The 24,009-nt window shown below is 63.4% G+C and carries 19 protein-coding genes and 2 pseudogenes; 7 read left to right on the forward strand and 14 right to left on the reverse strand.

The window, feature by feature from the left end; all coding sequences use genetic code 11:
• Positions 1 to 13: 13 nt before the first annotated feature.
• From VXM67_RS21290 to VXM67_RS21320, 7 genes and pseudogenes are all read right to left on the reverse strand, one after another.
• Positions 14 to 1,027 (reverse strand): chemotaxis response regulator protein-glutamate methylesterase, encoded by a 1,014-nt coding sequence (locus VXM67_RS21290; RefSeq protein ID WP_023382014.1) that lies wholly within the window; start codon positions 1,025 to 1,027, stop codon positions 14 to 16.
• Complete coding sequence (locus tag VXM67_RS21295) at positions 1,024 to 3,303, reverse strand: hybrid sensor histidine kinase/response regulator (protein WP_027906543.1); 2,280 nt, start codon at positions 3,301 to 3,303, stop codon at positions 1,024 to 1,026. Before VXM67_RS21295 ends, VXM67_RS21290 begins: the two co-directional genes overlap by 4 nt.
• Positions 3,300 to 3,965: a chemotaxis protein CheW gene (locus VXM67_RS21300; protein ID WP_367237361.1), complete on the reverse strand. Its 666-nt coding sequence runs from the start codon at positions 3,963 to 3,965 to the stop codon at positions 3,300 to 3,302. The genes VXM67_RS21295 and VXM67_RS21300 overlap by 4 nt, the downstream gene beginning before the upstream one ends.
• Positions 3,962 to 5,226, reverse strand: a pseudogene (locus VXM67_RS21305) (CheR family methyltransferase). Before VXM67_RS21305 ends, VXM67_RS21300 begins: the two are co-directional and overlap by 4 nt.
• A complete protein-coding gene (locus VXM67_RS21310; RefSeq protein ID WP_023382018.1) occupies positions 5,223 to 5,729 on the reverse strand; it encodes a chemotaxis protein CheW in 507 nt (168 codons plus the stop codon). The pseudogene VXM67_RS21305 and the gene VXM67_RS21310 overlap by 4 nt, the downstream one beginning before the upstream one ends.
• A 5-nt stretch (positions 5,730 to 5,734) precedes the next feature.
• Positions 5,735 to 7,357 (reverse strand): methyl-accepting chemotaxis protein, encoded by a 1,623-nt coding sequence (locus VXM67_RS21315; RefSeq protein WP_023382019.1) that lies wholly within the window; start codon positions 7,355 to 7,357, stop codon positions 5,735 to 5,737.
• Positions 7,358 to 7,484: 127 nt separating this feature from the next.
• A complete protein-coding gene (locus tag VXM67_RS21320; RefSeq protein ID WP_027906545.1) occupies positions 7,485 to 8,180 on the reverse strand; it encodes a tellurite resistance TerB family protein in 696 nt (231 codons plus the stop codon).
• 217 nt (positions 8,181 to 8,397) lie between these two features.
• Here VXM67_RS21320 and ydcS point away from each other — a divergent pair, with 217 nt between their 5' ends.
• The 5 genes from ydcS to VXM67_RS21345 all read left to right on the forward strand — a co-directional run bounded on the left by ydcS (position 8,398) and on the right by VXM67_RS21345 (position 13,903).
• Positions 8,398 to 9,549: a putative ABC transporter substrate-binding protein YdcS gene (ydcS, locus tag VXM67_RS21325; protein ID WP_027906546.1), complete on the forward strand. Its 1,152-nt coding sequence runs from the start codon at positions 8,398 to 8,400 to the stop codon at positions 9,547 to 9,549.
• Positions 9,550 to 9,680: 131 nt separating this feature from the next.
• Positions 9,681 to 10,736, forward strand: a complete 1,056-nt coding sequence (locus VXM67_RS21330) for an ABC transporter ATP-binding protein (protein WP_023382022.1) — start codon at positions 9,681 to 9,683, stop codon at positions 10,734 to 10,736.
• Positions 10,733 to 11,665, forward strand: coding sequence for an ABC transporter permease (locus VXM67_RS21335; RefSeq protein ID WP_023382023.1), 933 nt, complete (start codon positions 10,733 to 10,735; stop codon positions 11,663 to 11,665). The genes VXM67_RS21330 and VXM67_RS21335 overlap by 4 nt, the downstream gene beginning before the upstream one ends.
• Positions 11,655 to 12,461, forward strand: a complete 807-nt coding sequence (locus tag VXM67_RS21340) for an ABC transporter permease (RefSeq protein ID WP_023382024.1) — start codon at positions 11,655 to 11,657, stop codon at positions 12,459 to 12,461. Before VXM67_RS21335 ends, VXM67_RS21340 begins: the two co-directional genes overlap by 11 nt.
• Positions 12,462 to 12,478: 17 nt before the next feature.
• A complete protein-coding gene (locus tag VXM67_RS21345; RefSeq protein ID WP_023382025.1) occupies positions 12,479 to 13,903 on the forward strand; it encodes a gamma-aminobutyraldehyde dehydrogenase in 1,425 nt (474 codons plus the stop codon).
• A gap of 257 nt (positions 13,904 to 14,160) precedes the next feature.
• Here the strand turns inward: VXM67_RS21345 and VXM67_RS21350 are convergent, their stop codons facing one another.
• From VXM67_RS21350 to VXM67_RS21360, 3 genes and pseudogenes are all read right to left on the reverse strand, one after another.
• Positions 14,161 to 15,267 (reverse strand): NADH:flavin oxidoreductase/NADH oxidase, encoded by a 1,107-nt coding sequence (locus VXM67_RS21350; RefSeq protein ID WP_027906547.1) that lies wholly within the window; start codon positions 15,265 to 15,267, stop codon positions 14,161 to 14,163.
• Between the two features lie 366 nt (positions 15,268 to 15,633).
• Positions 15,634 to 17,344 (reverse strand): annotated as a pseudogene (gene recJ / locus VXM67_RS21355) (single-stranded-DNA-specific exonuclease RecJ).
• A 30-nt stretch (positions 17,345 to 17,374) separates the two neighbouring features.
• Positions 17,375 to 17,917, reverse strand: a complete 543-nt coding sequence (locus tag VXM67_RS21360) for a YaeQ family protein (RefSeq protein ID WP_023382028.1) — start codon at positions 17,915 to 17,917, stop codon at positions 17,375 to 17,377.
• A gap of 132 nt (positions 17,918 to 18,049) precedes the next feature.
• Here VXM67_RS21360 and VXM67_RS21365 point away from each other — a divergent pair, with 132 nt between their 5' ends.
• A complete protein-coding gene (locus VXM67_RS21365; RefSeq protein WP_023382029.1) occupies positions 18,050 to 19,249 on the forward strand; it encodes a CaiB/BaiF CoA-transferase family protein in 1,200 nt (399 codons plus the stop codon).
• Between the two features lie 17 nt (positions 19,250 to 19,266).
• A complete protein-coding gene (locus VXM67_RS21370; protein WP_367237362.1) occupies positions 19,267 to 20,142 on the forward strand; it encodes a TIGR02285 family protein in 876 nt (291 codons plus the stop codon).
• Positions 20,143 to 20,271: 129 nt separating this feature from the next.
• Here the strand turns inward: VXM67_RS21370 and VXM67_RS21375 are convergent, their stop codons facing one another.
• The 4 genes from VXM67_RS21375 to VXM67_RS21390 form a co-directional block, all read right to left on the reverse strand.
• Positions 20,272 to 20,553, reverse strand: coding sequence for a DUF3509 domain-containing protein (locus tag VXM67_RS21375; RefSeq protein WP_027906549.1), 282 nt, complete (start codon positions 20,551 to 20,553; stop codon positions 20,272 to 20,274).
• 79 nt (positions 20,554 to 20,632) lie between these two features.
• Positions 20,633 to 21,037: a hypothetical protein gene (locus tag VXM67_RS21380; protein ID WP_027906550.1), complete on the reverse strand. Its 405-nt coding sequence runs from the start codon at positions 21,035 to 21,037 to the stop codon at positions 20,633 to 20,635.
• A gap of 176 nt (positions 21,038 to 21,213) precedes the next feature.
• Positions 21,214 to 22,623 (reverse strand): threonine synthase, encoded by a 1,410-nt coding sequence (thrC, locus tag VXM67_RS21385; protein WP_023382033.1) that lies wholly within the window; start codon positions 22,621 to 22,623, stop codon positions 21,214 to 21,216.
• Positions 22,624 to 22,682: 59 nt separating this feature from the next.
• Positions 22,683 to 23,987, reverse strand: a complete 1,305-nt coding sequence (locus VXM67_RS21390; RefSeq protein WP_023382034.1) for a homoserine dehydrogenase — start codon at positions 23,985 to 23,987, stop codon at positions 22,683 to 22,685.
• Between the last annotated feature and the right edge of the window lie 22 nt (positions 23,988 to 24,009).

Genomic DNA, 24,009 nt, shown 5'->3' on the forward strand with positions numbered 1-24,009 from the left:
GCAATACATATCGTCATTTTGCAAAGATTTCCATCAGTCGCCCGGCGATTCGCTCCAGCGGGCGTATTTCCACCGCAGCATCAATGGCCGCAGCAGCCTTGGGCATGCCATACACCGCGCTGCTGGACTGATCCTGCGCGATGGTCAAAAAGCCTTGCTGGCGCATCAGTTTCAGGCCATGGGCACCGTCGCGGCCCATGCCGGTGAGCAGCACGCCTACCGCGTCACCGCTCCAGAAACGTGCAACGCTCTCGAAGAACACATCGATCGAAGGCCGATAGATTTCGTTGACCGGTTCGGCAGTGTAGGCCAACTGGCCATTTTGCAGCAGACGTATGTGGTGGTTGGTTCCCGCCAGCAGCACCTGCCCAGGTTGCGGCGGCTCGCCTTCACGGGCCAGGCGCACAGGGAGTCCACTGGCGGTGCTGAGCCACTCGGCCATGCCGGCCGCAAACACCTGGTCGACGTGCTGGACCAGCACGATGGCGGCGGGAAACTCTGGCGGCAGGCCCTTGAGCAGCACTTCGAGCGCTGCTGGCCCTCCGGCCGAAGAGCCGATGGCCACCAGTCCGCGGCGCTGTGATGCCGATCGCAGCGGGGCCGATACCGACTTCGCCGCACTGGTGCGTTGCTGGCCGATCAACCAGCCGATATTGAGGATCTTGCGCAGCAGCGGTGCCGCCGCCTCGCGGGCATCTCCCGCCCCCAGGGCCGGGGTATCGACCACATCCAGCGCACCATGGCCCATGGCCTCGAACACCCGGTGCACGTTCTGCTTGCGGTCGACGGTGACGATCACGATGGCGCATGGGGTCTCGGCCATGATCCGCCGTGTGGCCTCGACACCGTCCATCACCGGCATGATCAGGTCCATCAGGATCAGGTCCGGCAGTTCCTCGCTGCAACGGCGCACGGCTTCGGCGCCGTCGCCGGCCACCCAGATCACCTGGTGTGCAGGCTCGAAGGCCAGGGCCCGGCGCAGGGCTTCAACGGCAAGTGGCATGTCGTTAACGATGGCGATCTTCATCCTTGAGCACCCCCAATCAGCTCCACCACGGCATCCAGCAACGCATCGTCATGGAAGCTGGCTTTAGCCAAATAGTAGTCGGCGCCAGCATCCAGGCCACGCCTGCGATCTTCTTCACGATCCTTGTACGACACCACCATCACGGGCAAGGTTTGCAGGCGTTGGTCACGGCGCACCAGGGTGACGAGTTCGATACCGTCCATGCGCGGCATGTCGATATCGGTGATCAGCAGGTCGAAGTCCTCGCCACGCAGCGCGTTCCAGCCGTCCATGCCATCGACCGCCACGGCTACCTCGTAGCCGCGCGTGCTCAGCAACTTGCGTTGCAGCTCGCGCACCGTCAGCGAATCGTCGACCACCAGGATGCGTTTGCGATCCGCACCACGCGCGCCGTGGGCGCTGCGTTCGATGCGCTCCAGGCGGCCGGTGCTGAGCAGCTTCTCGACCGAGCGCAGCAGGTCTTCGACGTCGACGATTAGCACCACTGAGCCATCATCGAGCAGCGCACCGGCGGATATGTCCTGGATCTTGCCCAGCCGCGGGTCGAGCGGCATCACCACCAGCACGCGCTCGCCAATCAAACGCTCCACGGCCACGCCATAAAGCTGTTCGCGCTCGCGGATCACCACCACCCGCAGGCTGCTTTCATCGCCCTGCCCCGCTGGACGGTTGAGCAACTGGGTGGCGGCGACCAGGCCTACATGGCGGCCTTCGTGCCAGAAGTGCTGGCGGCCCTCGACCTGCACGATCTCCTCGGCAGCCACCTCCAGGGTGCGCTCGATGTGAGCCAGCGGGAAGGCATATGCCTCACCGCCTACCTCGACCACCAGGCTGCGCACCACCGACAGCGTCAGCGGCACTTCCAGTTGAAAACGACAGCCTTGCCCGGCCACCTGGGTCAGTTCGATGGCACCGCGCAGGTCGCGCACCATGTGCTGCACCGCATCCAGGCCGACACCACGCCCGGACACCTCGGTCACCTTGTCGCGCAGGCTGAAGCCCGGCAGGAAGAGGAAGGTCAGCAACTCCGCCTCGCTCATTCGCGACAGCGTTTCGGCAGGCGACAATCCGCGCTCGGCGATGCTGCGGCGCAGTCGCTCCAGGTCGATACCGGCACCGTCGTCACTGAGCTCAAGCATCAACTGACCCGCCTGGTGGGAAGCGCGCAAGCGGATCACGCCCTCGGCCGGCTTGCCCGCCAGCACCCGCCGCTCGGGCAGCTCGATGCCATGGTCGACCGCATTGCGCAGCAGGTGAGTCAGTGGCGCCTCGAGCTTTTCCAGCACGTCGCGATCGACCTGGGTCTTCTCGCCCTCGATCTGCAGGCGCACCTGTTTGCCCAGCGAGCGACCAAGGTCGCGCACCATGCGGCTCTGGCCGGTCAGGACATCGGCGAACGGCCGCATACGGCAGGCCAGGGCGGTGTCGTACAACAATTGGGCGCGCTGGCTGGCCTGCCAGCCGAACTCGTCGAGGTCGGCGGCCTGCTGCTGCAGGATCTCCTGGGTTTCCGCCAGCAGGCGCTGGGTCTGAGCCAGGGCTTCGAGCACTTCCAGACGCTGACCGCTGCCTTCGAGCTGGGTTTTCAGGCCATCGAGCGCGCGCATGCCTTGGCCATGCATGCGTTTGAGACGCTGCAAGGTGGCCAGGTACGGCTTGAGTCGCTGGGTCTCGACCAGTGACTTGCTGGAAAGATCGAGCAGGCTGTTGAGGCGGTCGGCGGTCACGCGTAATACCCGCTCACTGCCCTCGCTGCCTCGCTTGCCCGCCTTGCGCGGCGTCGGTTCGAGGTCAGCCTCTGGCTCTGCCGGGACAGGCCCGATCACTGGCGGTTGCACGAGCCTCTCAGGTTCTGGAACCTCGACTGCGAAGGGCGCGGCGGCTGTGGCGGGATCCAGCAGGCTCGCCATCTGCGCCAGGAAAGCTGGGACAGCCGCCTCACCGGCCGGGTCTCCCGGCGTGGCGATGTGCATCAGCAAGTCGGTGCCGCGCAACAGGGCGTCGATATGCTCGGCGCGCAGCAACAACCGCCCTTCCTGGGCTGCCACGAGGCAGTCCTCCATGACGTGGGCGACGCTGACGCCGGCATCGATGCCAACGATTCGCGCGGCGCCTTTCAGCGAATGGGCCGCACGCATGCAGGCTTCCAACTGGTCAGCCTGGTTCGGATTGCGCTCCAGGGCCATCAACCCAACGCTGAGCACCTGGGTCTGGGCCTCGGCTTCGAGGCTGAACAGTTCGAGCAGCGAGGCGTCACGCAATTGTTCTGGGGTCATGACAGGCTCCGCTGCACGGCAGACAATAATTGGTGATCGTCCAGCACGCGCACGCTGCGTCCACGCCACTGCAACACGCCTGCGGCGAACGGTGCGCCTTCGTGTTCGCCATCCAGCAAGGCTGGGTCGAGCCGGTGAATACCGTCGATTTCATCCACCGCCATCACCACCGGCCCACCTAAGGCAGCCAGGATCAACAACCGTGGCATGGCCCGAACGCCGCGGGCGTCGCCTTGCACGGCCTCCACCTCGAGCAAGTCGGCCAGCGACAGGCAGGGCACCAAGGCACCGCGCACATTGGCCACGCCCTGCAGCACTCGCGAACGTTGATGAGGCAGCGAATGCACGGGCTGAACCGGGGCGATTTCAGCAAGACTGGCGGTGGCCAGCGCCATCCACTCCTCGCCCAGCCGGAACAGCAGCATCGAGCGGCCCACACACGCTTCCACCGGCACGGCCGCTTGCACCACGTCGTCCTGCAACAGCGCGTAGCGGTCCAGCAAGCGCGTGGCGGCCGCTGCGTAGATTTCACAATTGCGGCAGTGTATGTGCCGATCCAGCAGCGGACACTGCTTGTCACCGTGCACGCCGATGCGGTTCCAGCAGTCATCTATGCGATCGTCATCGTGAGCGATCAATTCCATCGCGCTATCGACCTTCATCGTTCAGACTCCCGCCCTACACGCGCCGCACGCTCCTGCAGACGTCGCGCGCCCGCCTCATCCCCTTGGGCTGCCAATAAGGCCGCCAGTTGCACCAGGGCCTCTGGATGCTGGGGGTCGAGGTAGAGTGCCTTGCGATAGTGGGTCAGCGCCTGCGAGGCGTCACCGTCGGTGTCGCTCAGCAACCCCAACCAGTAATACACCTGCGCCTTGGGGGCGAATTGCCGCAGGTAGCGCTGGCAGCTGGCCCGGGCCTGTGCGCTGTCACCGGCATTGGCCTGGCGCGCGATGCTGGCCAACAGCTCGCTCTCGCTCTCCGCGGCTCAGGCGAAGGCTGCGCCGGTGGCAAGGTACGTAACGGGCGAGGCTTGGCCGTCGACATCGGTGCCGGCGGCGGCAGCGGCGAACGTGGCGTGAATGGCAGGGGCATCGCACGCCGGGGCCGAACCTCAGGCGTTGGCGCATGGCTGTCCTGGCGAACATAGGCGAACGACTGGGCAATACCCAATGGGCGCATGCCCAAGCGTGCCAGCAGACTGCCCTCGGCGGGGCCGATGAACAAAACCCCCTGGGCATGGATCAGGCGTTTGAGCATCTCGAACACCCGCTGCTGGGTCGCCACATCGAAGTAGATGAGCAAGTTGCGGCAGAACACGAAGTCGTAAAGGCCATCACGGCTCGACAGCGCCGGGTCGAGCACATTGCCTACCTGCAGGCTCACTTGTGAGCACACCCTTTGATCCAGCTGGTGGCCATCCTCGATCTCACGGAAATGCCGCTCACGAAACGCCAGTTCACTGCCCCGGAACGAGTTGCGTCCGTAGATGGCTTGCTGGGCCTTGGTCACCGAATTGGGGCTGATGTCGATGCCGTCGATGTGAAACGAAGCGGGACTCAAGCCTGCATCGAGCAATGCCATGGCCGCCGAATACGGCTCCTCGCCGGTCGAACAGGGCAGGCTGAGCAGGCGTAGGGGGCGCTCGCCGGCGAGCTCTGCCAGGCGCCTCTGGGCCAACCCGACCAGGGCGGTGAACGACTCCGGGTAGCGGAAAAACCAGGTTTCCGGAACGATCACAGCCTCGATGAGCGCTTGCTGTTCGTCGGTCGATTGCTGCAGACGCAACCAGTAATCGTCCAGATCGGCCGCGTCCAGGGCCATGCACCGCTGACGCAGGGCGCGCTCGATCATGGCCTCGCCCACCGACTCCACATCAAGGCCGATGCGTTCCTGCAAAAATCGGAAATATCGATGCAGGTTCATGTCGGCACCTGCAGGGGCTGGGTCGGGAACAACAGCATCCGCACGCTATCGGTCAACAGGTCGTCCACCTCGATGCGTTGCAACATGCCCTCGGCATCCTGAAGCACAGGCCCCAGGTAACGCGCATCAGGGTTATCCAGGCCATAAGGTTGGAAGGCTTCGGGGTGGCAGCGCAGGGTGTCGGTGGCTTGCTCGAGCACCAGGCCGAGCTGCTGGTCTTGGCGGTAGCGTACCAACACCAGTCGGGTGCTGGTGCGCTGCACGGCGGGCCTACCGAAACTCAGGACCGAAAGGTCGATCACCGGCACCATCACGCCTCGATGGGCAAGGACGCCTGCGACCCACGTCGGCGCCTGGGCGATCGGCTTCAGCGGGCGACGCGGCAACACTTCGATGACTTCCCGGACATCCAGGGCGAAGCGCTGCTCGCCTATACGAAACTGCAGGTACAGCACGCCCTTGGCATCGGCCGCCACTACCGTGTGGGGATGAAGGTCACTCATCGCCGTCAGACTTTGAAGCGCGACACACCGCCGCGCAGCCCCGCAGCCACCTGGCTCAGTTCGTCGATGGCGAAACTGGCCTGGCGCAAGGATTCCACCGTCTGGGTGCTGGCATCACTGAGCTGGGCCAGCGCCTGGTTGATCTGCTCGGCACCGGTGGCCTGGGCCTGCATGCCTTCGTTGACCATCAACACGCGCGGCGCCAATGCTTGTACCTGGTGGATGATCTGGCTGAGCTGCTCGCCCACCTGCTGCACCTCGAACATGCCGCGGCGCACTTCCTCGGAGAACTTGTCCATACCCATGACGCCAGCCGACACCGCTGACTGGATTTCCCGCACCATCTGCTCGATGTCGTAGGTAGCCACGGCGGTCTGGTCGGCCAACCGGCGCACCTCGGTGGCAACCACAGAGAAGCCTCGGCCGTACTCACCGGCTTTTTCCGCCTCAATGGCGGCATTGAGCGACAGCAGGTTGGTCTGGTCGGCCACCTTGACGATGGTCACCACGACCTGGGTGATGTTGCTGGCTTTCTCGTTGAGGATCGCCAGCTTGGCATTGACCAGGTCGGCAGCGCCCATCACCTGGTGCATGGTCTCTTCCATTCGCGCCAGGCCCTGCTGACCGGAACCGGCGAGGCTGGAAGCCTGATCGGCAGCGCTGGTAACCTCGGTCATGGTGCGGACCAGATCGCGAGAGGTGGCGGCGATCTCACGCGATGTAGCGCCAATTTCGGTGGTGGTGGCGGCGGTTTCGGTGGCGGTGGCCTGCTGCTGCTTGGAGGTGGCGGCGATCTCGGTCACCGAGGTGGTGACCTGCACCGATGAGCGCTGCGCCTGGGCGACCAGGTTGGCGAGGGCCTCGGCCATCTCGTTGAAGCCACTTTCGATGGCGCCGAACTCATCCTTGCGGTCCAGGCTCAAGCGCATGCTCAGGTCACCCGAGCGCAGTTTGTCGAGGGCATGGACGATACGCTGCATCGGTGCGGTAATGGCCCGCATCAGCAGCAAACCACAGATGCCTGCCGCGACGATCGCCAGCAGCAGTGAGACCAACATGCTGCCCTTGGCGGTGCTTACCGCGCTGACGATTTCCTGGGTGGCTGTACCGGCGGACTCACGATTGTGTTCGATGACGGTGTTCAGATGCTTGCGGCCTTCCAGCCAGGCGGGGGTAAGCACCTCGACGATCAGTCGCTCGGCTTCGGCGTAATTGCGCTGACGGTACGCCTCAAGCACCTGGTTTACAGTCTTGAGGTAGTTTTCTTCCATCTGGATGAAGGTGTCGAACCGGGCCTGATCGTCGGCGCCCTGGATGGTGCCTTGGTAGTTGGCCATCTGTTGCTTGAGCCGATCCTCGAAGCTCTTGAACAACTCCATGTCGGCCGCAGTGATTTCACGCCGCTTGGACAGGCCTACCAATTGTTGGCTGGTGACGTAACTGTCGACCCACGCACTGCGAATCATCGAACTGTAGTAAAGCCCGGGGATGCTGTCGGTCCCCACCGCCTCCTCGGCACTTTCGATCGCCACCAGCCGCGAGTAGGCGGCCACGATCATCAGCAGCATGATGGCGATGATCACGGCGAAACTTGCCAGGATCCGTTGGCGCAAGGTCCAGTTCTTCACATTCAGCCCTCAGGAATTCACAACGAGCGGGAAAAATCGCCGAAGTATAGCCCAGGCTTCCTCTGCAATTGCGGCTGAAATTCGTTGTTTCAGGCATCCTTGCCCGACAATATGGCGTTTTGCCTGATCATGGCGTCGACGCCAACCTGACCTGGGTCTCCAGCTCCTGCCGCAGGGCTGGGTCCAGGCGCAACTGGCGGGCCAGTTCATCCAGGTAGGCACGCTCCATGAAGTTTTCCTGATCGACCATCATCACGCTGGCCAGGTACATCTCAGCGGCCATTTCCGGCGTCTGCGCGGCACGGGCGACTTCCGCCGGGTCCAGTGGCTTGTTCAGCTCGGCGTGCAACCAGTGCTGCAGCTCCTGGTCGCTGTCCAGGCGGGTGAACTCACCCTCGATCAAGGCACGCTCGCGATCATCGATGTGGCCGTCGGACTTGGCCGCTGCCACCAACGCCTGCAGCACCGCCTGGCTGTGCTGCTCGGCCTGGGACGCAGGCAGGCGGTCGAGGGTCTGAGGCTCTGCGCCCGCCCCCAGGCCCTGGCGTGCCTGCCAGTTGCCGTAGGCCTTGTAGGCCAGCACACCGAGCGCCGCCAGGCCACCGTAGGTCAGAACCTTGCCGCCATACTTGCGCGCCTTCTTGTTGCCCAGCAGCAGCCCCATCGCCCCGGCAGCCAAGGCGCTGCCGCCGGCGCCGGAAAGCAGGCCGCCCAGGCCACCGGCACCTGCCGCAGGCTTGCCCGCGCCGCCTGCGGTGGTTTGCTTGTTCAGCAGTTCCTGGCCAGATTTGAGCAATTGGTCGAGCAGGCCTCGGGTGTTCATGTGCACGTCTCCACGGCGCGTAAAGTCACGGCCAGAGTAAGGCTTACCGCCATGAACACCACCTGTGGATTTGCTTCCAGATGTTGCGTTGCCGGCACAAAACCCAACTAGACTCGACTTCGCCGACAACCTGCACAACCGCACTACGCTTATAACAATGGCTTCACAGCTTTCTTGATGACTGCCCCGACCAAGATCTCCAAGAAGAGGGAACACCATGTCAGTGCACAAGACCGCATTGCTCGGCGCCGTGAGCGGCGCGCTAGTGGCCAGCGCCAGCTTGCAGGCCGCCGATTTGCCCAAGGCCCTGGGCGCCGGCGAAGGACGACTGGATATCGTCGCCTGGCCGGGCTACATCGAGCGTGGGGAAAGCGACAAGGCCTATGACTGGGTCACAGGCTTCGAAAAGGAAACCGGCTGCAAGGTCAGCGTCAAGACCGCCGCGACTTCCGACGAAATGGTCAGCCTGATGACCAAGGGCGGCTACGACCTGGTCACCGCTTCGGGCGACGCTTCGCTCCGCCTGATCGCTGGCAAGCGGGTGCAGCCCATCAATACCGCGCTGATTCCCAACTGGAAGCACATTGACCCGCGCCTGCAGAACGGTGACTGGTACGTGGTCGACAAGCAGGTTTACGGCACCCCGTACCAGTGGGGGCCGAACGTGCTGCTGTACAACACCAACGTATTCAAGCAACCGCCCACCAGTTGGAGCGTGGTGTTCGCCCCGCAAGACCTGCCCGATGGCAAGCCCAACAAAGGCCGGGTGCAAGCCTATGACGGGCCGATCTACATCGCCGATGCCGCGCTTTACCTGAAGTCGGCCAAGCCTGAGCTGGGCATCAAGGACCCCTACGAGCTCACCGAAACGCAGTACAAGGCCGTGCTCGAGCTGCTGCGTCAGCAACAGCCGCTGGTCCATCGCTACTGGCATGACGCAACCGTGCAGATGAGCGATGTGAAGAACGAAGGCGTGGTCGCCTCCAGTTCCTGGGGCTACATGGTCAACGGCCTGAAAGCCGAAAACCAGCCGGTGGCCTCGACCATACCGAAGGAGGGTGCAACGGGCTGGGCCGATACCACCATGCTGCACAGCGAGGCCAAGCACCCCAACTGCGCCTACAAGTGGATGGACTGGTCGTTGCAGCCGAAGGTGCAAGGCGATGTGGCGGCCTGGTTCGGCTCGTTGCCGGCCGTTCCGGCGGCCTGTACCGCCAGCGAGCTGCTGGGTGCCGAAGGGTGCAAGACCAACGGCTTCGACAACTTCGACAAGATTGCCTTCTGGAAAACCCCACAGGCCCAAGGAGGCAAGTTCGTACCGTACAGCCGCTGGACCCAGGATTACATTGCGATCATGGGCGGACGCTGAAGCCGGTTGAAACCCGACCTGGCTTCCTCACGGGCAAGCCGCTCCTACAGAGTACCGCGCAGTAGCTGTGGGGGCGGGTTAGCCCGCGAAGGGGCCAGAGCAGGAGTAAGAACGTTTCCTGGAGCCCACACATGCCCCTAGCCGTCCAGTTCACCCAGGTTTCCCGCACCTTCGGCGAGGTCAAGGCTGTCGACCAGGTCAGCATCGACATCGAAGACGGCGAGTTCTTCTCCATGCTCGGGCCCTCAGGCTCGGGCAAGACCACCTGCCTGCGCCTGATAGCGGGCTTCGAACATCCCAGCAGCGGCTCGATCCGTATTCACGGCGTCGAAGCCACGGGCGTGCCGCCCTACCAGCGCGACGTCAACACCGTGTTCCAGGACTACGCACTGTTTCCGCACATGAACGTGCGCGACAACATCGCCTATGGCCTCAAGGTAAAAGGCGTGGCCAAGGCCGAGCGCCATGCCCGCGCCGACGAGGCTTTGGCGATGGTCGCCCTTTCTGGCTATGGCGAGCGCAAACCGGCGCAGCTTTCTGGTGGCCAGCGTCAGCGTGTGGCCCTGGCCCGCGCACTGGTCAATCGCCCGCGGGTCCTGCTGCTGGACGAACCCCTCGGCGCCCTGGACCTGAAGTTGCGCGAACAGATGCAAGGCGAGCTCAAGAAGCTGCAGCGCCAGCTGGGCATCACCTTCGTTTTCGTTACCCACGACCAGACCGAGGCGCTGTCGATGTCCGACCGTGTGGCGGTGTTCAACCGGGGTCGCATCGAACAAGTCGACACCCCACGCAACCTGTACATGAAACCGGCTACCACCTTCGTCGCCGAGTTCGTCGGCACGTCCAACGTCCTGCGGGGCGAACTGGCGAAGCAGCTCAATGGCAGCGCCACGCCGTTCTCCATTCGTCCGGAGCACATCCGCCTCGGTGACGCGGCCACTACGGGAACCGAGGTCCAGGTCAGTGGCTTGCTGCGCGACATCCAGTACCAGGGCAGCGCCACCCGCTACGAAGTCCAGCTCGACAGTGGCCAGTTGTTGGCGGTGAGTCATGCCAACGATCGCTGGCAGGACCAGGCTCAGCCCTGGCAACCGGGACAGCGAGTGCAGGCGCGCTGGCCACGCGAGGCCATGACGGCCCTGCGCGAAACCCTCCTCGATACACCTGAACGAGCCCTGCCGAAATGAACCCGGCCGCGGCGTCCCCAGGCCTGCTGCGCAGGTTTTCCAACCTGCTGTACCGACGGCCAAACCTGTACCTGGCGCTGCTGCTGATCCCGCCACTCACCTGGTTCGGCGCGATTTACCTGGGTTCGCTGCTGAACCTGCTCTGGCAAGGTTTCTATACCTTCGACGACTTCACCATGGCGGTAACCCCGGACCTGACCCTGGGCAACTTCGCCGCCCTGTTCAATCCGTCGAACTTCGACATCATCCTGCGCACCTTGAGCATGGCCGTGGCGGTATCGCTGGCCAGCGCCGTGCTGGCCTTCCCTATCGCCTACTACATGGCGCGCTACACCACCGGCAGGACCAAGGCGTTTTTCTACATCGCGGTGATGATGCCGATGTGGGCCAGCTACATCGTCAAGACCTACGCCTGGACCCTGCTGCTGGCCAAGGGCGGCGTCGCCCAGTGGTTCGTCCAGCAGTTGCACCTCGAAGGCCTCTTGCAACTGGTGTTGGCGGTGCCGGGGGTGGGTGGCAGCACCTTGTCCACCTCGCACCTGGGGCGCTTTTTGGTGTTCGTTTACATCTGGCTGCCGTTCATGATCCTGCCCATTCAGGCGGCCCTGGAACGCTTGCCGCCATCGCTCCTGCAGGCCTCGGCCGACCTTGGGGCTACGCCGGGGCAAACCTTCGTGCAGGTTGTTCTGCCGCTTTCCATACCCGGTATCGCCGCAGGCTCGATCTTTACCTTCAGCCTCACCCTCGGCGATTTCATCGTCCCGCAGCTGATCGGCCCGCCCGGGTACTTCATCGGCAGCATGGTCTACGCCCAGCAAGGGGCGATCGGCAACATGCCCATGGCGGCCGCCTTTACTCTGGTGCCCATCGTGCTGATCGCAGTCTACCTAGCCATCGTCAAACGCCTGGGAGCCTTCGATGCACTCTGAAAGTGCTTCGCTGGGGCTGCGCCTGGCTGCGTGGGGCGGGCTGCTTTTCCTGCATTTTCCGATCGTGATCATCATCCTCTACGCCTTCAACACAGAGGACGCAGCCTTTAGCTTCCCACCCCAGGGATTCACCCTGAACTGGTTCACCGTAGCCTTCGCGCGCCCGGACGTGCTCGAGGCCATCATGCTGTCGGTGAAAGTCGCCAGCCTCGCCACGCTGATAGCCCTGGTACTGGGCACCCTGGCCTCGGCGGCGCTATATCGACGCAGCTTCTTTGGCAAGGAGAGCATCTCGCTGATGCTGATCCTACCCATCGCCTTGCCCGGCATTATCACCGGCATTGCCTTGCTGTCAGCCTTCAAGACCTTGGGCATCGAGCCTGGTGTGCTCACCATCGTGGTCGGCCACGCGACCTTTTGCGTGGTGATCGTCTACAACAACGTCATCGCCCGCCTGCGGCGCACCTCCCAGAGCCTGATCGAGGCCTCGATGGACCTGGGTGCCGACGGCTGGCAGACCTTCCGCTACATCATCCTGCCCAACCTGGGCTCGGCCCTGCTGGCCGGTGGCATGCTGGCGTTCGCCTTGTCGTTCGACGAGATCATCGTCACCACCTTCACCGCAGGCCATGAACGCACGCTGCCGATCTGGCTGCTCAATCAGTTGAGCCGTCCCCGCGATGTGCCGGTCACCAATGTCGTCGCTCTACTGGTGATGCTGGTGACCATGTTGCCGATCCTCGGCGCCTATTACCTGACCCGCGGCGGCGAAAGCGTTGCGGGCGGCGGCAAATGACCCTGGAGGTGTCTTCCATGCAAACCCAAATGCTCATCAATGGCCGCCTGGTGACCGGCGAGGGGCCAACCTGGACCGTGCTCAACCCGGCCCTGGGCAGTGCCCTGGCGCAAATCAACGAAGCCACCGAGGCACAGGTCGACCAGGCCGTGTGCGCAGCGGACCAGGCGTTCGACAGCTGGTCCCAATCCAGCCCCAAGGACCGCTCCCTTGCCCTGCTGGCGCTGGCCGACACCCTTGAAAATCACGGCGAGGAACTGGCCCGGCTAGAGTCGCAGAACTGCGGCAAGCCTTTCACGGCGGCGCTGAACGACGAGATCCCGGCCATCGCCGATGTGTTCCGCTACTTCGCCGGTGCTGCGCGCTGCCTGGGCGGCTCTGCGGCTGGCGAATACTTGCCCGGGCACACCTCGATGATTCGCCGTGACCCACTGGGCGTGGTTGCCTCGATCGCCCCCTGGAACTACCCGCTGATGATGCTGGCCTGGAAGATCGCGCCAGCGTTGGCGGCGGGCAATACCGTGGTGATCAAGCCCTCGGAGCTGACCCCGCTGACCGCGCTGCGCCTGGGTGAACTGGCGCAGAGCCTGCTGCCGCCGGGGGTACTCAACATCCTCTTCGGCCGCGGCCAGACGGTCGGCAACCCGCTGGTCACCCACCCCAAGGTGCGCATGGTGTCACTGACCGGCTCCATCCCCACCGGTGCGCACATCATCGGCGCCACCGCCGACAGCGTGAAGCGCATGCACATGGAACTGGGCGGCAAGGCGCCGGTGCTGGTGTTCGACGATGCCGACCTGGATGCAGCCATCGATGGCATCCGCACCTTCGGCTTCTACAACGCCGGCCAGGACTGCACCGCCGCCTGTCGCCTGTATGTGCAGGATGGCATCTACGAGCAATTCGTCGAACGACTGGGCAAGGCGGTGGCCAGCCTCAAACCCGGCCTGCAGGACGCTGAAGATACCGAGCTTGGCCCGTTGATCAGCGCCCAGCACCGCGACAAGGTCGCAGGCCTGGTGCAACGCGCCGTCGCCCAGCCGCATATCCGCCTGGTCACCGGGGGCAAGGCCTTGCCGGGTGATGGTTTCTTCTTCGAGCCGACCGTGCTGGCCGATGCCCTTCAGGATGACGAGATCGTGCGCCATGAAGTATTCGGTCCGGTGGTTTCGGTTACCCGTTTCACTGACGAAACCCAAGCGCTGGCATGGGCCAACGACTCGGAGTACGGCCTGGCCTCATCGGTATGGACCCGCGACACGGGCCGGGCACACCGTTTGGCCGCCCGTTTGCAGTATGGCTGCACTTGGGTCAACACCCATTTCATGCTGGTCAGCGAAATGCCCCATGGCGGCCAGAAGCATTCAGGGTATGGCAAGGACCTGTCGATGTACGGGCTGGAGGACTACACCTGTGTGCGGCATGTGATGATCAAACATTGAGGTTGCCGGCTGGGGTATTCCTTTAGAGGTCTAGCGCCAATAATAAGATCGAGCGCACCGCGGGCTGCGCTCGCTCCTACGATCGTTCCGGGCCAATTAATCTGTGGGATTTGTGCGCGAACGTCTTGGCGCATGACGCGATATCGCATCGTACCCACAAGGCGTTCGCGTGCGCCTGTAGGAGCGAGCGCAGCTCGCGATGCGCCGCCCGCGCGGCGCTCGATTTCAGCCCCACCCCACCGCTGTCGCCATACGCCCTAATCCCGCAAATCCGATTCGTGAATTGGGTTGGCTCGGCTGGTTGCCCTTTGATACTGCGCCGGCCAGGTGGCCTTGTTGCCGCCCAGGTCATCATCGGCATGCAGCGGCCAGTAAGGATCGCGAAGGAGTTCCCGGGCCAGGAAGATCACGTCGGCCTGGCCAGTGCGCAGAATGTGCTCGGCCTGGGCCGGTTCGGTGATCATGCCGACGGTGCCCGTGGCAATCTCCGCCTCCTTGCGCACGCGCTCAGCGAAGCGCGTCTGATAGCCGGGGCCGGTAGGAATCTCGGCGTTGACCGAGGTGCCACCGGAGGAAACATCGATCAGGTCGACACCCAGCACCCGCAAGCGGCGCGCCAGTTCGACGGTTTCATCCGGGTTCCAGCCATCCTCGACCCAGTCGGTTGCCGAGACGCGCACGAACAGCGGCAGTTCTGCCGGCCAGACCTTGCGAACGGCCTCCACCACCTGGAGGGTCAGGCGGATGCGGTTCTCGAAGCAGCTTCCGTACTCGTCACGGCGCTGGTTACTCAATGGTGAGAGGAACTGATGCAGGAGATACCCATGGGCCGCGTGGACTTCGACGACCTTGAAGCCCGCTTTCAGCGCTCGCTCGGTCGAGGCGACGAAGGCATCGATCACGCTCTGAATCTCGTCCTTGCTCAACTCGCGCGGTGGCGTGTGCTGCGGGTCGAAGGCGATCTTCGAGGGGCCCACCGGCTGCCAGCCACCGTCTTCGATCTTCACACTGCCCTGCTTGCCCAACCAGGGCCGATACGTACTGGCCTTGCGCCCAGCGTGGGCCAGCTGGATGCCCGGCACGGCGCCCTGGGCGGTAATGAAACGGGTAATGCGCTGCAAAGGCGCAATCTGATCGTCGTTCCACAGGCCGAGGTCTTCGGCAGTGATCCGACCATCGGCGGTCACCGCGACGGCCTCGCTGATGACCAAGCCGGCGCCACCCACGGCTCGGCTCCCCAGGTGAACGAGATGCCAATCGTTGGCCAGGCCATCGATCGCAGAATACTGGCACATCGGCGAGACCGCGATGCGGTTGGGCAGCGTCAACTGACGCAGGGTGTAAGGCTCGAGCAGCAGGCTCATGAGGGCACCTCCCAAGGACTCCAATGGTGATCCAGTCCGGACACTCAAGTGCACATCCCTGGCCCGGTGCCGGTCATTAATCAGACTAGACCAGATTGGAGGGCAACAGATTTTCGGTGGCTATGAAACCGAGCGCCGCCCGCGCGGCGCATCGCGAGCAAGGCTCGCTCCTACCGCTGCTTCGGGCCAGTCATGCCTGCACGATTTGCGCGCGATCGCCTTGGTGCACGGCCCAATGACCGCACGCGTCTGCAGGAGCGAGCCTTGCTCGCGATGCGCCGCGCGAGCGGCGCTCGATTCACACCCCCAAACCCTCCAGACAGGCGCGTGGATGCCGTCATGCAGATCTGCCGTCTGAAGGAGCGCTCAGCGCGGCTCCATGTGGGCGATCATCAACTGCACGCTTTCATTACCGCGAAACTCGTTCACATCCAGCTTGTAGGCCAATTCCACCCAACGCACGGTGGGGTTTGGCCAGACCTCGCGGTCGATCCCGAAGGCAATGCCATCCAACTTCACGGCACCACATTCGCTCTTGAGCACCACCTTCAGGTGCCGCTCGCCGACCACCCGTTGCTCGACCAGTTGGAACACGCCATGGAACAGCGGTTCGGGGAAGTGCTGCCCCCAAGGGCCGGCGTTGCGCAGGGCCTTGGCCAGGTCGAGGTGGAACTCTTCGACCGCAAGGGTGCCATCGGACAACAGGCGGCCGGTCAGGTCCTCCTCGCGCAACTGGCGACGGACTTCCTCGTCGAACGCCTCGGCGAATGCCGGGAAGTTGGCCTCCGGCAAGGAAAGCCCGGCGGCCATGGCATGTCCACCAAACTTGCTGATCAGCTGCGGATGCCGGGCTGCCACGGCATCCAACGCATCGCGAATATGAAAGCCCGGCACAGAGCGCGCCGAGCCCTTGAGCATGCCCTCCCCCGCATCGGCAAACGCGATGGTAGGACGGTGGTAGCGCTCTTTCAGGCGCGAAGCAAGAATCCCGATCACCCCCTGGTGCCAGTCGGCGTCGAACAGGCACAGGCCATAGGGCATGGACTCGACCGGCAGGTCCTTGAGCTGGGCCAGGGCTTCGCGTTGCATGCCCTGCTCGATGGACTTGCGGTCCTGGTTCAGGTCATCCAGCTGCTGGGCCATGTCCATCGCCAGGGCGGCGTCCTCGCACAGCAGGCATTCGATACCCAGGCTCATGTCATCCAGTCGCCCGGCCGCGTTCAGCCGTGGGCCGAGAATGAAGCCGAGGTCGGTCGAGGTGATACGCCGATGATCACGCCGCGCCACTTCCAGGATGGCCTTGAGGCCAGGACGCAGCGCGGCCTGCACGGATGCGCTCGAGGCCCTGGTGCACCAGGATGCGGTTGTTGGCATCCAGGGGCACCACGTCCGCCACACTGCCAAGGGACACCAGGTCGAGCAACTCGCCGATATTCGGTTGGGCTTGGGTCTGGTAGCGCCCCAGGCTGCGTAGGCGCGCACGTAAGGCCATCAGTACGTAGAAGATGACCCCGACGCCGGCCAGCGCCTTGCTTGGGAACTCGCAGCCCGGCTGGTTGGGGTTGACGATGGCGTCGGCATCCGGCAATTGCTCGCCCGGCAGGTGGTGGTCGGTCACCAGCACCTTGAGCCCCGCGGCCTTTGCAGCAGCCACACCGTCCACGCTGGAGATCCCGTTGTCGACTGTGACCAGCAATTGCGGCTGGCGTTGCAATGCGACCTGGACAATCTCCGGGGTCAGGCCGTAGCCGTACTCGAAACGATTGGGCACCAGGTAGTCGACATGGGCCGCACCCAGCAAGCGCAGGCCGAGCACGCCCACCGTACTGGCCGTCGCACCGTCGGCATCGAAGTCGCCGACGATGAGGATTCGCTGGCGCTGGTCGATCGCCTCCACCAACAGGTCGACCGCCGCCTCGATCCCCTTGAGTTGCTGGTACGGCAATAGGCGCCCCAGGCTTTTGTCCAGCTCAGCCTCGGATTGCACGCCACGGGCGGCGTACAAGCGCGTCAACAACGGGGGTAGGTTACCCAGAAATGGCAGGGTCGGCGGCAGTGGGCGAGGTTCGATACGCATAATGGCTTCGGCAGTCAGGGTCTATGAAGGTCAGCCACGCTCACCGAGCAGCCATTGCAACTGCACTTCGTGCTGGCCACGGTCGTCGGTGACGAAGACCGTCCCTTCGCTGATCATCACGTCCCACTTGATGGTGCGGGGCATGTCGGTGGCCAGGGTTTCCAGCACCTCTTGCGGCACAGCGGCAATGCTGAGGTTCTTCAGGCCCTTGACCGCACCCACCACCTTGCCTTCCCAAACCCGCAGGCTGCCGTAGGCCAGCAGGCTGGTGCGCTCGGTGCGGCGCGAGCACCAGGTCAGGCGCTCGGCGTCCGGCTGGCCGACTTCGATCCAGTGCAGGATGCGATCATCCAGGCTTTTTTCCCACAGCGCCGCTTCATCCACATCGGACAGTCCACGACCGAACGACAGGTTTTCGTTGTACCAGAGGGCATAAGCCAGCAAACGCACGGCCATTCGCTCTTCGGTTTCCGAAGGGTGACGGGCAATGGTCTGCCTGACGTTTTCGTACACGCCACGGTCAAGATCGGTCAGATTCAGTTCGAATTTGTAGGTGGTGGACGGCTGGGCCATGGTCGACGGGCTTCTTGCGCAAAGAAAAGTGGCACAGTCTAACCGATACGCGACGTCGTTGCCGCGCAGCAGTTTCTGCCGCCAGCGACCTATGATAAAACCACCGCTCTGCCCAGTCGCCACGGATGCCACATGCCTACGCCCAGCAAACCCCTCGCAGGTCTGAAAGTCATCGAACTCGGCACCCTCATCGCCGGCCCGTTCGCCTCGCGCATCTGCGCCGAATTCGGCGCCGAGGTGATCAAGGTCGAGTCCCCCGACGGCGGCGACCCACTGCGCAAGTGGCGTAAACTCTACGAAGGCACCTCGCTGTGGTGGTTCGTCCAGGCCCGCAACAAGCAGTCGCTGACCCTTAACCTCAAACACCCGGAAGGCCGCGAAGTCCTCAAGCGGCTATTGGCCGAAGCCGACATTCTCATCGAGAACTTCCGTCCAGGGGTGCTGGAAAAACTTGGCCTGGGCTGGGATGTGCTGCAGGCTCTGAATCCGAAACTGGTGATGGTGCGCCTGTCCGGCTTCGGCCAGACCGGCCCGATGAAAGATCAGCCCGGTTTCGGTGCGGTTGGCGAGTCGATGGGCGGGCTGCGTTACATCACCGGTTTCGAAGACCGCCCGCCGGTGCGCACCGGGATTTCCATCGGTGACTCGATCGCCGCCCTGTGGGGCGTGATCGGGGCATTGATGGCTCTGCGCCATCGTGAAGTCAATGGCGGCCAGGGCCAGGTCGTCGACGTGGCGTTGTACGAGGCGATTTTCGCCATGATGGAAAGCATGGTCCCGGAGTTCGATGTGTTCGGTTTTATCCGCGAACGCACCGGCAACATCATGCCAGGCATCACCCCCTCCTCCATCCACACCACCGCCGACGGCAAGCATGTGCAGATCGGCGCCAACGGTGATGCGATCTTCAAACGCTTCATGCACGCCGTCGGCCGCGACGACCTGGCCAACGACCCAAGCCTGGCCACCAATGATGGCCGCGACCTGCGGCGCGACGAGCTATATGGGGTGATCGACCGCTGGGCCAACAGCCTGACGCTGGAGCAAGTCATGCAGGTACTCACCAGCGCCGAGGTACCGGCAAGCCGGATCTACTCGGCCGAGGACATGTTCAACGATCCACAGTACCTGGCGCGCGAAATGTTCCTCCAGGCTCGCCTGCCTGACGGCAAGCCGTTCAAGATGCCTGGCATCGTGCCAAAGCTGTCGGAAACACCCGGTTCTGCCGAGTGGGTTGGCCCAGCACTGGGAGAACATACCGACGCCGTGCTTGAGCGCTTGGGATATGACGCTGCCGCCATCGCCAACCTGCGCCAGAGTGGCGCAGTCTGATACTGCCGCGCCCGCCCATGCCAGCACCTGGCCTGCTACGTCGGCTGACCGGCCTGCTTGGCCTGCTGGCTACCCTGGCCACTGGGCCGGCGCTGGCCAAGGAACGCGTGCTGTGGCTGGTGCGAGACCTGCCGCCGTTCACCATTTTCGAAGGGACAGAGAAAGGCCAGGGTGTCATCGACCAACTGCTGCCGCTGTTGATCTCGCAGATGCCGGAGTATGAACATGACATCGTGCGGGTTAACCGCGCCCGCGGGATTCAGATGCTCCAGGACCCGCGCAGCCTCACGTGCGACCCGACACTACTGTGGACGCCAGAGCGGGAAAAGTTCGTGCATTTCTCCATTCCATCCCTGGGCGTGCTGAGCGGTGGGCTGCTGGTCCGCAAGCAAGACCGCGACGTGGTCGAACCATTTTTGGATGACCAGCAGGTGGATCTCAAGCGCTTGCTCACCGACACACGGCTTAAACTAGGCATTGTCGCCGAGCGCAGCTACAGCGCCCAGATCGACGCGATACTGCGTCAGTTGCCCGACGAAGCCTTCAGCCGCCATTACGGCAACGACGCTACCGCCAGTCTTCTGCAGATGCAGCAGAAAGGGAGACTGAAGCTGATGCTGGGGTATCGGCACGAGGTCAACTACCTGACAGGGCAACAAGGGGGCTCGGCGGATGACTACCTCTTCTACCCTATCTTGGGTGTGAACCGCTTCCAGTTCCTTCACGTAGGCTGCTCGGACACACCGATGGGGCGCCAATTGGTCGAGCATATCGACCAGTTGCTACCGGCGCTTCGTCAGGACACGCTGCCGCTCTATTACTCGCACTGGCTCGATCCCGAGCAACGTGAGAGTTATCTGGAACAGAGCCGCCACTTTTTCCACACCCCATGAAAAAGAAACCCCGGAGCGCTGGGGAAGACGCCCGGGGTCAATCGAAAGCCCTCATGGGCTTCCCGTGACAGCCCCGCCATCACCGGAGCGAAGTTCTGGCTGGCTGCCCTACTGTGTCTGATACCCCCTTCATGCAAAGGTTCCCTGGCTTGCAGGCCGTTGCTGCAGTGCCGCTATCACACAGGGCTGCAAGCGACCCTCTGCGATCTGCAGGTCGCGGTGCAGGCCATCCACCAAGTCGATCAACAAGCGTTGTTCCTGCAACTGGCGCACACTGACGGTGCGCCTGAGCGTCAGGCTACCAAGACTGTCGTACACGCTCAGCAAGCGATTACCGCTGGCCTGCGCTTCACCGAGTTGGGTTTTATAAGGGGAAAGTGCGTCATTGAGCAGCTTGCAGATTCTTTCCATCCGGATCACTCGCTGGGTGGTGGGACATGAAGGAACTGACCTGCGAATACGGTGCAAAGTTCGCCATGAAGCATTCGCTTCAATGAGCATGCGTAGGTGAGATGACAGTTTGAATACGCTGCAAGGCCTGTTGCCAGCGCGGCATTGGCAGCGGCCAAGGCAGCTCGGCCAACACCCAAAGACCGCGCCGCCGGGCTTCGTTGGCGAGGTTCAGGCAGCCCTCGTTCGCCTGGCCGACGAACAGCAAAGCGCGCAAGCAGCGCTTGTTTGCGATCTGCTCCAGCAGGGCCATGCCGCTTTCAGGCGCAATGGCATGGTCGAGGACCAGCACATCGGCGACCTGCTCGCATGCCAGGCACGCATACAGGTCATCGAGCGTTGGAATGACGCGCACATTGAAAACGCCCACGGCATTACAGGCCTGATGCAGGAGGATCTGGTGAGAGGGGCGTGGCTGGTGGAGCAAGACGTGGGGCTGATGCATGAACCGCTCCTGATGGGAGGACCGGTCACTCTAGGCGGGGCACCAAACGCCTTATATAGGAGATATCTGAAAGGGGTTTCGGAAAATTCGTCAGCGATAAGTGCGCGCCGCAACCTATCGCCAGCAAGCAGGCGCCTGCAGTACGTCGCAGGCGCCTGTTTGTCAGGTTGCCGGGATTACAGCGGCTTGCCGCGGTTGCCGTGCTGGCTGACGAAGGCCTGGACCGCCTTGAGGTCGTTGGCCAGTACCGTGCAACGTTCCTCACGGCTGAACAGGTCGCTCAGGTGAGCCGGCAGTTCCAGCGCCTTGCCAACGCCCGCCTTTTCCACCGCTTCCGGGAACTTGACCGGGTGCGCGGTACCCAGCACCACCATCGGGGTGTCGAGACTGCGACGGCACTCACGGGCGGCCTTGACGCCAATGGCGGTGTGCGGATCGAGCACCTCACCCGTAGTGGCGAACACCTCGGCGATGGTCTGGCAGGTCTGCTCGTCGTTCACTGCCAGCGAATCGAACAGCTTGCGCGCTTCGGTCCAGCGGTCTTGCTCGACGCTGAAACCACCCCCTTGCTTGAAGTTCGCCATCAACTCGGCGATCGCTGCTCCGTTGCGACCGTGCAGGTCGAAAAGCAGGCGCTCGAAGTTGGAAGAAACCATGATGTCCATCGACGGCGACAGGGTCGCGTGCAGGGTTTCCTTGACGTACTGGTTGCCGCTCATGAAGCGGTGCAGGATGTCGTTACGGTTGGTGGCCACCACCAGCTGGCTGATCGGCAAGCCCATGTTGCGGGCCAGGTAGCCTGCGAAGATATCGCCGAAGTTGCCGGTCGGTACCGAGAATGCCACCGAGCGAGCCGGGCCACCCAGCTGCAGTGCTGCGTGGAAGTAGTAGACGATCTGGGCCATGATGCGCGCCCAGTTGATCGAGTTGACCGCGACCAGACGAGTGCCTTTGAGGAACGACTGGTCGGCGAAGCTGGCCTTGACCATCTCCTGGCAGTCGTCGAAGTTGCCTTCGATGGCGATGTTGTGGATGTTGTCGCCGAAGATGGTGGTCATCTGACGACGCTGGACTTCCGAAACACGCTGGTGCGGGTGCAGGATGAAGATGTCGACGTTGTCGCAGCGACGGCAGCCTTCGATAGCGGCGGAGCCGGTGTCACCACTGGTGGCGCCGATGATCACCACACGCTCGCCGCGCTTGGCCAGTACGTGGTCCAGCAGACGACCGAGCAATTGCAGGGCGAAATCCTTGAACGCCAGGGTCGGGCCGTGGAACAGCTCCATCACCCACTCGTTGGTGTTGAGCTGACGCAGCGGCGCTACCGCGGCGTGGGCGAACTCGCCGTAGGTTTCCTCGAGGATCTTCTTGAAATCGGCATCGGCGATGCTGCCGTCGACGAACGGACGCATCACGCGGAATGCCAATTCGTGGTACGGCAGGCCAGCCCAGGAGGCGATTTCTTCCTGGGTGAAGCGCGGCAGGTTTTCCGGTACGTACAGGCCGCCATCGCTGGCAAGGCCCGCCAGCAGGACGTCTTCGAAGTTCAGGGCCGGTGCCTGGCCGCGGGTGCTGATATAGCGCATGGGTACAAACCTTCGGTGCTGGGGCCCGGGCCGCGCTGGCGGCCCGACGGCAGTATTTGTTAGTTGAGCTGTTCGACGCGGATGCGCACGACCTTGCCGACCACGTCCTGCAAGGCCTCCAGGGCGACGATGGCGTCGTTGATGCGCTGCTCGACCACACCGTGGGTCAGCAGAATCATCGGTACCAGGCCGTCCTGCTCCTCGGCTTCCTTCTGCATGATCGACTCGATGTTGATGCCGCGTTCGGAAAGAATGCTGGCAACCTGGGCCAGTACGCCCGGGTGGTCCTTGGCCTGGATACGCAGGTAGTAGGCGCTTTCACAGGCTTCGATCGGCAGGATCGGGTGAGCCGACAGCGAGTCTGGCTGGAAGGCCAGGTGCGGCACGCGGTTCTCCGGGTCGGAAGTCATCGCGCGGACCACGTCGACCAGGTCGGCCACCACCGACGATGCGGTCGGTTCCATGCCGGCGCCAGCGCCGTAGTACAGGGTCGACCCTGCAGCGTCGCCGTTGACCATCACGGCGTTCATCACACCGTTGACGTTGGCGATCAGCCGGTCTGCCGGAATCAGCGTCGGGTGCACGCGCAGTTCGATGCCCGCTGGCGTGCTGCGAGCAACGCCCAGGTGCTTGATGCGATAACCAAGGGCCTCTGCGTAGTTCACATCGGCGGTGGTCAGCTGGGTGATGCCCTCGGTATAGGCCTTGTCGAACTGCAGCGGGATACCGAAGGCAATGGACGCCAGAATGGTCAGTTTGTGCGCAGCATCGATGCCTTCGACGTCGAAGGTCGGGTCGGCTTCGGCATAGCCCAGCGCCTGGGCTTCGGCCAGCACGTCGGGGAAGGCACGGCCCTTCTCGCGCATCTCGGTGAGGATGAAGTTGCCGGTGCCGTTGATGATGCCGGCCAGCCAGTTGATACGGTTGGCCGAGAGGCCTTCGCGAATGGCCTTGATCACCGGGATGCCGCCGGCCACCGCCGCTTCGAAGGCAACGATGACGCCTTTCTCGCGGGCCTTGGCGAAGATTTCGTTGCCATGCACGGCAATCAGCGCCTTGTTGGCGGTGACCACGTGCTTGCCATTCTCGATGGCCTTGAGCACCAGGTCGCGGGCAACGGTGTAGCCACCGATCAGCTCGATGACGATGTCGATCTCCGGGTTGCTCGCAACGTCGAACACATCAGCGGTAATGGGGGTACCGGTAATCTGGCAGTTCGGGTTCTGCGAGCGCATGGCGATCTGTGCCACTTCAATACCGCGCCCGGCACGGCGGGCAATCTCCTCGGCGTTGCGCTGAAGTACATTGAAGGTTCCGCCACCGACGGTCCCCAACCCACAGATGCCTACTTTGACCGGTTTCACTGTGAACTCCCCATTGAACGGC

Source organism: Pseudomonas sp. Rh2 (assembly GCF_040762985.1).
GTDB lineage: Bacteria > Pseudomonadota > Gammaproteobacteria > Pseudomonadales > Pseudomonadaceae > Aquipseudomonas > Aquipseudomonas taiwanensis.

What these genes read in the sequence shown, in the direction of transcription:
- thrC (WP_023382033.1), bottom strand. Translation starts at nt 22,623, where the DNA reads ATGCGCTATATCAGCACCCGCGGCCAGGCACCGGCCCTGAACTTCGAA.
- VXM67_RS21295 (WP_027906543.1), bottom strand. Translation starts at nt 3,303, where the DNA reads ATGACCCCAGAACAATTGCGTGACGCCTCGCTGCTCGAACTGTTCAGC.
- VXM67_RS21350 (WP_027906547.1), bottom strand. Translation starts at nt 15,267, where the DNA reads ATGAGCCTGCTGCTCGAGCCTTACACCCTGCGTCAGTTGACGCTGCCC.
- VXM67_RS21360 (WP_023382028.1), bottom strand. Translation starts at nt 17,917, where the DNA reads ATGGCCCAGCCGTCCACCACCTACAAATTCGAACTGAATCTGACCGAT.
- ydcS (WP_027906546.1), top strand. Translation starts at nt 8,398, where the DNA reads ATGTCAGTGCACAAGACCGCATTGCTCGGCGCCGTGAGCGGCGCGCTA.
- VXM67_RS21290 (WP_023382014.1), bottom strand. Translation starts at nt 1,027, where the DNA reads ATGAAGATCGCCATCGTTAACGACATGCCACTTGCCGTTGAAGCCCTG.
- VXM67_RS21365 (WP_023382029.1), top strand. Translation starts at nt 18,050, where the DNA reads ATGCCTACGCCCAGCAAACCCCTCGCAGGTCTGAAAGTCATCGAACTC.
- VXM67_RS21310 (WP_023382018.1), bottom strand. Translation starts at nt 5,729, where the DNA reads ATGAGTGACCTTCATCCCCACACGGTAGTGGCGGCCGATGCCAAGGGC.
- VXM67_RS21375 (WP_027906549.1), bottom strand. Translation starts at nt 20,553, where the DNA reads ATGGAAAGAATCTGCAAGCTGCTCAATGACGCACTTTCCCCTTATAAA.
- VXM67_RS21340 (WP_023382024.1), top strand. Translation starts at nt 11,655, where the DNA reads ATGCACTCTGAAAGTGCTTCGCTGGGGCTGCGCCTGGCTGCGTGGGGC.
- VXM67_RS21370 (WP_367237362.1), top strand. Translation starts at nt 19,267, where the DNA reads ATGCCAGCACCTGGCCTGCTACGTCGGCTGACCGGCCTGCTTGGCCTG.
- VXM67_RS21300 (WP_367237361.1), bottom strand. Translation starts at nt 3,965, where the DNA reads ATGAAGGTCGATAGCGCGATGGAATTGATCGCTCACGATGACGATCGC.
- VXM67_RS21330 (WP_023382022.1), top strand. Translation starts at nt 9,681, where the DNA reads ATGCCCCTAGCCGTCCAGTTCACCCAGGTTTCCCGCACCTTCGGCGAG.
- VXM67_RS21335 (WP_023382023.1), top strand. Translation starts at nt 10,733, where the DNA reads ATGAACCCGGCCGCGGCGTCCCCAGGCCTGCTGCGCAGGTTTTCCAAC.
- VXM67_RS21320 (WP_027906545.1), bottom strand. Translation starts at nt 8,180, where the DNA reads ATGAACACCCGAGGCCTGCTCGACCAATTGCTCAAATCTGGCCAGGAA.
- VXM67_RS21380 (WP_027906550.1), bottom strand. Translation starts at nt 21,037, where the DNA reads ATGCATCAGCCCCACGTCTTGCTCCACCAGCCACGCCCCTCTCACCAG.
- VXM67_RS21345 (WP_023382025.1), top strand. Translation starts at nt 12,479, where the DNA reads ATGCAAACCCAAATGCTCATCAATGGCCGCCTGGTGACCGGCGAGGGG.